Genomic DNA, 7,636 nt, shown 5'->3' on the forward strand with positions numbered 1-7,636 from the left:
AAAAAGCTTTTAAGGTAAGTTATTTAGTTGGGCTATTGGTGGCTGCTGTCTGGATATGACGGGACAAAGATTGGATATAGCTATTCAACTTATAGTGATACCGACTCATCTTTTCCATCAAGTTTGTACAATCACCTGTTGTAAGTAGTTTTCTTTGCTGCGCTTTTATTGTCCATGCTTTTGTTTCCAATAGCGATCCCCGGCTGTAAAAACAAAAAGTCCGGCGTTCGCGAAAATGAAACCGGCCGTATCCTTCTGCGATATTAGCGGCAATAGAATCGGCAGCTTCTACGTATTGCTTTCCTACAGTATCTTTTGCAAATGGAGGCCATTTTGAAACTGTATGCCACACTATTTCGCCAATCTCCTGGGCTAATAGAAATACTTCAAAATCTTCCAGTTTTTTCGGTTCTTCCATACGCTTGTTTTTGGTAGTATAAATTACAAACTGAAGCGGCTGGCTGCAAGTTTCGGCGGCCAATCACCAATCACCAATCACTAATCACCTACCTTTGCCCCGCACAAAATCAATTGCATGAAACTTCTGGAAAATAAGGTGGCCATCATTACCGGTGCCGCCCGTGGCATTGGTGAAGGCATCGCCATCAAGTTTGCCGAACAAGGCGCCAATATTGCTTTTACCTATGTAAGCGAAAGCAGCGCAGATAAAGCGAAAGCTTTGGAAGATAAACTCACCGCGCTGGGTGTAAAAGCAAAAGCATACCGCAGCAATGCCGGCGATTTTGCACAATGCGAAACCCTGGTGAATGATGTGGTGAAGGAATTTGGTACCGTAGACATCCTGGTAAACAATGCCGGGATCTCCAAAGACAACCTGTTGCTGCGCATGACTGCCGAACAGTGGGACGATGTGATGAACATCAACCTGAAAAGTACCTTCAACATGACCAAGCAGGTAATGCGTCCCATGATGAAAGCAAAGAGCGGATCCATCATCAACATGAGTTCCGTTATTGGTTTGATGGGCAATGCTGGCCAGAGCTCTTATGCCGCTTCCAAAGCCGGCATGATTGGTTTTACCAAGAGCGTAGCCAAAGAACTGGGCAGCCGCAATATCCGTTGCAATGCCATCGCTCCTGGTTTTGTTGAAACTGATATGACTTCTTACCTCAAGGAAGGTGAGCAGGCCGATAAATACAAGGCAGGTATTCCTTTGGGCCGTTTCGGTTCGTCGGAAGATATTGCCAACGTAACCTTGTTCCTTGCTTCCAACCTCAGTGCTTATGTTACCGGACAGGTGATCAGCGCAGATGGTGGGTTGTATATGTAATACCCAAGCACCCCCTGTCCCCCTGAAGGGGGAACTTAGGTCAAGCATAACTTCAAACAACAACGCCCCTCACAGCGGAGGGGCGTTGTTGTTTGAATATTAACTCGTAGTGCATTTTGCAAATTGGGCAAGCACTCCGGCCTAAGTTCCCACTTTAGGGGACAGGGGGTGTTACAGTGGGTGTGATGTCGGGTCCTGTATCGGTTTCCTTTTACTCAGGTAATGATGCCACAGCAGCATCGTAGCAATGCTGCGGTAAGGCCGCCAGGGTTCGGCAATTTCGATCAGGGTTTCCTTGGGTGTTTGTTTATCCAGGCCTTTAATGTCTTTCAGTGCATTGACCAGTGCAATATCCCCAATGGGAAAAATATCAGTGCGGTGCAGGGCGTGCAGCAGGTAAATATCCACTGTCCAGTGGCCAATGCCTTTCAATTGAATGAGCTCGTGGCGGACAGCATCGTCAGCTAAGGTTTCGTAGCGCTGCAGGTTGACGGCACCTGTTTGAATGGCAGTTGCCAATCCCCGTACATACCCTGTTTTTTGCCGGGTAAAATAGCAGGCACGGAGTTCTTCATCGCTCAAGGCCAGTATCTTTTCGGGTGTTGGCTCACCGATATAAGCTTCCAGCTTTTTATACGCCGCAAAAGCAGCTGCAATGGATACCTGCTGCTCCAGAATGGTGAGTACCAGGGTTGCAAAATTGTTGGGCCGTATCCACATAGGCGGCATACCATGACGTGCTACAATACCTGCAAGGTCATTATCCTTTTGGCAAAGGCTGGTTACAATTGTTTCAAAATTGCTTTTGTGAAAACGCTCCATTAATTTTTGGGTACTTAAGCGCATGACATGAAAAGAAGCTTAACAACCCTTGGGTGCATTCTGTTGACCCTGATGGCTGCTGCGCAACAATCACCGGTGGTTTCGCTGGCCGGTATAGGAGCAGTGAAGATAGGGATGAAACAAAGGGAGCTGGAGCGTTTGTTGCAATCCAACTTATCGCTGAAAAACCTGCTGGACAAGAACCCGCAGCCCGATACGGTATCTTTCAGCTGGCAGGGCACCAGCTATTCGGTTGTGTTGGATAAAAGTTATGATGCAGCTACGCAAAATGAATTCACCGTGCATGCCGTGATCTGCGAAAGCCCTGAGCTAAAAACAAAATCTGGTGTGGCCATTGGCGATGACAAGCTTAAAATTGTAAGAACCTACGATGGGTATACCCTGCATATCTTGCCCGATTACGAAGGCATGCCACCGGTAAAAAGCAAAACCCATTCTTCGGTTTATCTATATGATGATACCCTGCCCACCTGTATCATTTTTTACCTGGAAAATAATAAGGTGGTTGGTTTTTGTGTGCAGTACAGCGAAGGATGCAGAGGTAATGAGCTAATGTGATAATGTGCTAAGGTGCTAAAAAGATAGCCGCATACTAGGTCAATTATAGAACATACGTGGTATACTCTTTAGCACATTATCACATTAGCCAATTAGCTCATTACCCTACGCTTTTATTTTAAACTTTTCAATGGCTTCGCGGGTGTGTTTACTCAGTGCCAGGCGCCCGCTGATCTCGGCACGCTGGGGCAGCAGTTCGCCCCAGTGTTCGGTGCCTTTCCAGAACATTTTTTTCATTTCGGCCATCGCTTCGGTACTGCTGTGTGCCAGCTGGTTGGAGAGGCGGAAAATGGACTCATCCATGCTTTCCACCGATGGGTGTACTTCGGCATAAAGCCCTTTCTTTTTGGCCCAGTCGCTGTTGCGCCACATGGTAGCATCCATGGCCAACTGGCTAAAGGCAGATAAGCCAATTTTCCGTTCAACAGCAGGCCCGATTACAAAAGGGCCAATGCCAATAGCCAGTTCGCTGAGGCGTATATCGGCACCTTCTACGGCAATGGCATAATCGGCTGCGGCAGCCAGCCCCACACCACCACCTACACAGCGGGCATGTACCCGTGCTATGACCAGCTTTGAAATAGAGCGGATGGCATTGATGACCGAAGCAAAACCATTGAAAAACTCGAAGCCTTTTTGCGGGCTGTTGATGGCCGCCAGCTCATCGAAAGAAGCGCCGGCGCAAAATGCTTTTTCACCTACAGAGCGCAGGATGATCACCCTTGTTTCGGCATCGCTGCCGCTGGCGTGTATTTCGTGTGCCAGGCTATCCAGCAGTCGCTTGGGTAGCGAGTTGCCTTGCGGGTGATGGAACTCAATTGTAGTAATGCCCTGGTGGGTTTCGGAGGTTACATGGCCATTGTCGAAGTCGGGTACCATACAGCGAAGTTTTTATGGAGTGATAGCATTAAGTTCCAAAAAAAGGAACATAGTTGGAACATTATTGTTGGGACGATTGCAAATTTTTAACAGCCCCAACGGCTGCTTAAAAACAGGTATCCGTTTTTGCCTGTTTTAGCGGCATGTTGGGTTTATAGCAATCTCCGCACCATAGTTAAAATCGTTCCCACCGCTACGTGTTCGCCGGTTTCGTCCAGCACTTCAACCAGCCACTTTACAATGCCTCGTGGTATTTCGCCTTCCTCGCGGTTGTCCTGCGGCAGCTTTTCCTTACAGGTAAAACGCACCTGTATTTCTGCACCGGGATATACTGGTTTGGTAAACCTTAATTCGTCGATGCCATAGTTGAGCAGTACCGGTCCCAGTGCGCTGCCATCAACAAAAAGACCGGCGGCAGCACTCAGGATAAAATAGCCATGTGCCACCTGCTGGTGAAACATGGTGCCTGTAAAATCGGTGCCTTTTTGGTGGGCGTAAAAATGGTCGCCGCTGAGGTCGGCAAAGCGGTCGATATCCTCCGCAGTGATGGTGCGTTTTTCGGTAAGCAACTGGTACCCTATTTCCAGTTCTTCAAAGTATTTGCGGAAAGGATGCACCGTTGCAGCAGTGCCGGCAGCGCCCTGCTGGTAGGTGCCGGTGATAGCGGTTAGCATAGAAGGCGAGCCCTGCACCGCCACCCGCTGAAGGTAGTGCTTTACACCTCTTACGCCGCCCATTTCCTCGCCACCGCCGGCACGGCCCGGACCGCCATGCACCAGTTGCGGCAGCGGCGATCCGTGCCCCGTACTTTCCTTTGCACATTCCTGGTTCAGTACCAGTATGCGGCCATGGTGTGTGGCTGCGCCAATTACAAATTCGGTAGCTGTGGTTTTATCGGCAGTGACAATGGAACAACACAAAGAACCTTTTCCTTTTTTGCTCAACGCAATGGCTTCGTCCAGGTCTTTATAGGGCATCAGGGTACTTACCGGGCCAAAGGCCTCCACTTCGTGGATCACATCCGTTTGGAAAGGATAATCATTGCGCAGCAGGAGTGGCGAAATAAAGGCGCCTTTGCCTGCATCGGCATCCACAACAGGCACACTGTCCAGGCTGCCGTAAACAAGCCCCGAAACAGCCAGCAGTTGCTGTACGTTATGTAGCAATCTTTCCTTTTGGAACTGGCCTGCCAGGGCGCCCATACGAACCTTTTGGTTGTGCGGGTTGCCAATGATGGTTTGGGCCAGGGTTTGTTGCAGGGCTTTGGTGGCATCCTCCAGCAGGTGTTCGGGTACCAGGATGCGGCGCACGGCAGTGCATTTCTGGCCAGCCTTTACCGTCATTTCATTACGAATCTCTTTTATAAAAAGCTCCCATTCTGCAGTGCCGGGTACGGCATCTTTTCCCAGCACCAGTGCATTCAGCGAGTCGGCTTCCATATTAAAGGGAACGCTTTCTGAAAGGATGCGCGGATGTGTTTTGAGTTGCAGGCCTGTTTGTTTGGAACCGGTAAAAGTTACCACGTCCTGCGCCGTTAGGCCATCCAACAGGTTGCCGGGGGCACCGCACAGTATCTGCAAACTGCCTTCGGGCAGGATGCCGCTTTCGATGATGGCCTTTGCCACGGCCTGTGTCAGGTAAGCGCCGAAAGGGGAGGGCTTTACCACGGCCGGCATACCTGCCAGCCAGTTGACAGCGCATTTTTCCAGCATGCCCCATACAGGGAAATTATAGGCGTTGATATGCACAGCCACACCTTCGCGGGGCACCAGCAGGTGATGGGCCATAAAGGTGCCGCCCTTGCCCAAAGGGATCGGATCACCATCGGTGCAGTAAGGTAGATCAGGGAATTTGCGGCGCAGCGATGCATTGGCAAAAAGGTTGCCGATGCCGCCTTCGATATCGATCCAACTGTCGGCGCGGGTAGCGCCAGTATGATAGGATAGTTGATAAAACTGTTCTTTGCGCTCCGCCAGGTATAGCGCAAGGGCTTTGAGCCTGCGGCCCCTTTCGTGAAATGAGAGCTTGCGCAGTGCAGGGTTGCCCACCATGCGGGCATAGTGGAGGGCGGCCTCCATATCAATACTTTCGGTAGTTGCAATAAAGATGGGTTCGGCAGTAACGGCATCGCGGAGCAGCTCGCCGTCGCCGCTGCCGGTGCGCCAATGGCCTTCGGTATAGTTGGGGATCTTTTGGATGGGGGTAAGGGTGTTCATGGGTGCAATCGTTGTACAGGCAATATAGGCAAAAGCGGGCACTGCCCCTTGGCACTGGCCATGCCGCTTTGCCAGCTTCTGCAAACAGCGACCACCGCCCGCAGCCCGGCCAGTAACCTCCAACCAGGAAAACCGTTTTAACGGTTTTCTCTTTTAGTCCAATCTGCACACCCACGGATAAAACCGTGGGCTAAACAAGATGTACAGTCAAGCTATCACAATCCACAAACAAAAAAGCCACAACTGCTTTCGCAATCATGGCTTATCAACTATTGTTATCGTCTTTACTGACTTTTCTGACTTCTGTCTTCCGACTACACTGCAGCAGTTACACCTGCTTCAATCGAGCCGCTGATGGCGGCAAAGATGTCTTCCACCGAGCCTTCGCCTTTGATGCTTTCAAAACGGCCCAGTGCCTTGTAGTGACCGGCAACGGGTTCGGTTTCGTTTTTATACACCGAGAAGCGCTTGCGGATGATGCTTTCGTCGGTATCGTCGGTGCGGCCCGAAGTAGCGCCGCGCTTCAGCAGGCGGTCTACCAGTTCCTCTTCCGATACTTCCAGGGCAATCACCTTGGTAATGCTGGTTTTGCGCAGGGCCAGCAGCTTGTCGAGGGCTTCGGCCTGGGCCACGGTGCGGGGGAAACCATCAAACAGGAAACCCTTGGCGCCGCTGTGTTTTTCGAGCATGGTGTCGATCATGCCAATCACCACTTCATCAGGTACCAGCTGGCCTTTGTCGATAAAGTTTTTTGCTTCCAGTCCGAGAGGGGTCTTGTCTGCGATCTCTGCGCGCAGCAGGTTGCCGGTAGAGAGGTGGACCAACCCAAATTTTGCAACAATCTTATCCGATTGTGTTCCCTTGCCACTGCCGGGAGGTCCGAAGAGGATCAAATTGAACATAGGTGCTTAATGCTTGGCAACAAATATAGGAAGGATGGTACACAAACGGGGCAGGAAATCGCTTTGCAGTGTGCAAGTATCTAAAAAGGAGCTTCATTTTTTGAAAGAAAGCCGGTGTAGTACACATATTTCGAAAAAGCACCAAGCTTTGCATCGCTGATAACCTTGCCGCGGTCAATTGTCTCATCATTGCTGTCTTTCCTGTCTCTTCTGTCTTTCCGGACTCCTTTAACAAACCAAACGCCCCCGCTGTGCGTACATTTGGTACAACAACGAAACATGAAACAGATTGTTCTTTTGTGTATTATGGCACTGGCCTTGCAAAGCTGCTCGCAGGCACAGACCGCAAAAAAGGTAACCATGAGTGAAACAAACAAAAACAATCCCGTTTACTCCAACTCCGATTCCGCCAAAGTGGAGCTGAGTAATGACGAATGGAAAAAGATCCTGTCGCCGGAGGTATTTCATATTGCCCGGCAAAAAGGCACCGAAAGGCCTTTTACTTCCAAATTTGAAACATCCAAAGAGGTAGGTACTTATTTCTGTGCCGCCTGCGGCAACTCGCTGTTTAAAAGCGATACTAAATTTGAAAGCGGCTGCGGCTGGCCTTCGTTTTACGAGCCCATCAGCAAGGGCAGCATCATTTACACCCCCGACAACAGCTATGGCATGAGCCGCACCGAAGTACAGTGTGGTCGCTGCAAGGCCCACCTGGGTCATGTATTTGATGATGGTCCGCCGCCTACCGGCCTGCGCTACTGTATCAATGGCGTGATCCTGGATTTTAAAAAGGCAGAAGAAGCCAAAAAAAATTACGAAAAGAACCAGTAACCGCAGATTTGCAGGATTGGAAATGATTTGTAGGAATTTGGTTGGTAGTTGCTGATCTACTTCCAGATACCTGAATAATGTAAAAAGGCTGTTTTCAAATGAAAACAGCCTTTTTT

General features: G+C 49.9%; 8 protein-coding genes. 3 read left to right on the plus strand and 5 right to left on the minus strand.

All coding sequences use genetic code 11. The annotated features are described in order from the left end of the window. Positions 1-19: 19 nt before the first annotated feature. On the minus strand, positions 20-418 hold the full coding sequence (locus BUE76_RS03435; protein ID WP_073047019.1) for a four helix bundle protein: 399 nt from the start codon (positions 416-418) through the stop codon (positions 20-22). A 117-nt stretch (positions 419-535) separates the two neighbouring features. Between BUE76_RS03435 and fabG the strand changes: the two genes are divergently transcribed. Continuing rightward, on the plus strand, positions 536-1,291 hold the full coding sequence (gene fabG / locus BUE76_RS03440) for a 3-oxoacyl-[acyl-carrier-protein] reductase (RefSeq protein WP_073047015.1): 756 nt from the start codon (positions 536-538) through the stop codon (positions 1,289-1,291). 171 nt (positions 1,292-1,462) lie between these two features. Here the strand turns inward: fabG and BUE76_RS03445 are convergent, their stop codons facing one another. Further along, on the minus strand, positions 1,463-2,137 hold the full coding sequence (locus tag BUE76_RS03445; RefSeq protein ID WP_073047012.1) for a DNA-3-methyladenine glycosylase family protein: 675 nt from the start codon (positions 2,135-2,137) through the stop codon (positions 1,463-1,465). Positions 2,138-2,140: 3 nt separating this feature from the next. Here BUE76_RS03445 and BUE76_RS03450 point away from each other — a divergent pair, with 3 nt between their 5' ends. Beyond that, complete coding sequence (locus BUE76_RS03450) at positions 2,141-2,692, plus strand: hypothetical protein (protein WP_143157437.1); 552 nt, start codon at positions 2,141-2,143, stop codon at positions 2,690-2,692. 105 nt (positions 2,693-2,797) lie between these two features. Here the strand turns inward: BUE76_RS03450 and BUE76_RS03455 are convergent, their stop codons facing one another. The 3 genes from BUE76_RS03455 to BUE76_RS03465 form a co-directional block, all read right to left on the minus strand. After that, positions 2,798-3,571 carry an enoyl-CoA hydratase/isomerase family protein gene (locus BUE76_RS03455; protein ID WP_073047006.1) on the minus strand — a complete coding sequence of 258 codons (774 nt, stop codon included), beginning with the start codon at positions 3,569-3,571 and terminating at the stop codon, positions 2,798-2,800. Positions 3,572-3,723: 152 nt separating this feature from the next. After that, positions 3,724-5,787 (minus strand): phenylacetic acid degradation bifunctional protein PaaZ, encoded by a 2,064-nt coding sequence (paaZ, locus tag BUE76_RS03460; RefSeq protein ID WP_245798416.1) that lies wholly within the window; start codon positions 5,785-5,787, stop codon positions 3,724-3,726. A 314-nt stretch (positions 5,788-6,101) separates the two neighbouring features. After that, positions 6,102-6,689, minus strand: coding sequence for an adenylate kinase (locus tag BUE76_RS03465; protein ID WP_073047003.1), 588 nt, complete (start codon positions 6,687-6,689; stop codon positions 6,102-6,104). A 279-nt stretch (positions 6,690-6,968) separates the two neighbouring features. Between BUE76_RS03465 and msrB the strand changes: the two genes are divergently transcribed. Continuing rightward, entirely contained in the window at positions 6,969-7,520 is a 552-nt protein-coding gene (gene msrB, locus BUE76_RS03475; protein ID WP_073046997.1) for a peptide-methionine (R)-S-oxide reductase MsrB, read from the plus strand. Positions 7,521-7,636: the final 116 nt, after the last annotated feature.

Source organism: Cnuella takakiae, assembly GCF_001953305.1.
Lineage (GTDB): Bacteria > Bacteroidota > Bacteroidia > Chitinophagales > Chitinophagaceae > Flavisolibacter > Flavisolibacter takakiae.

Bases quoted from the DNA above. Each gene is read 5' to 3' on its own strand.
- BUE76_RS03465 (WP_073047003.1), bottom strand. From the start codon at position 6,689: ATGTTCAATTTGATCCTCTTCGGACCTCCCGGCAGTGGCAAGGGAACA.
- fabG (WP_073047015.1), top strand. From the start codon at position 536: ATGAAACTTCTGGAAAATAAGGTGGCCATCATTACCGGTGCCGCCCGT.
- msrB (WP_073046997.1), top strand. From the start codon at position 6,969: ATGAAACAGATTGTTCTTTTGTGTATTATGGCACTGGCCTTGCAAAGC.
- paaZ (WP_245798416.1), bottom strand. From the start codon at position 5,787: ATGAACACCCTTACCCCCATCCAAAAGATCCCCAACTATACCGAAGGC.
- BUE76_RS03450 (WP_143157437.1), top strand. From the start codon at position 2,141: ATGAAAAGAAGCTTAACAACCCTTGGGTGCATTCTGTTGACCCTGATG.
- BUE76_RS03455 (WP_073047006.1), bottom strand. From the start codon at position 3,571: ATGGTACCCGACTTCGACAATGGCCATGTAACCTCCGAAACCCACCAG.
- BUE76_RS03435 (WP_073047019.1), bottom strand. From the start codon at position 418: ATGGAAGAACCGAAAAAACTGGAAGATTTTGAAGTATTTCTATTAGCC.
- BUE76_RS03445 (WP_073047012.1), bottom strand. From the start codon at position 2,137: ATGCGCTTAAGTACCCAAAAATTAATGGAGCGTTTTCACAAAAGCAAT.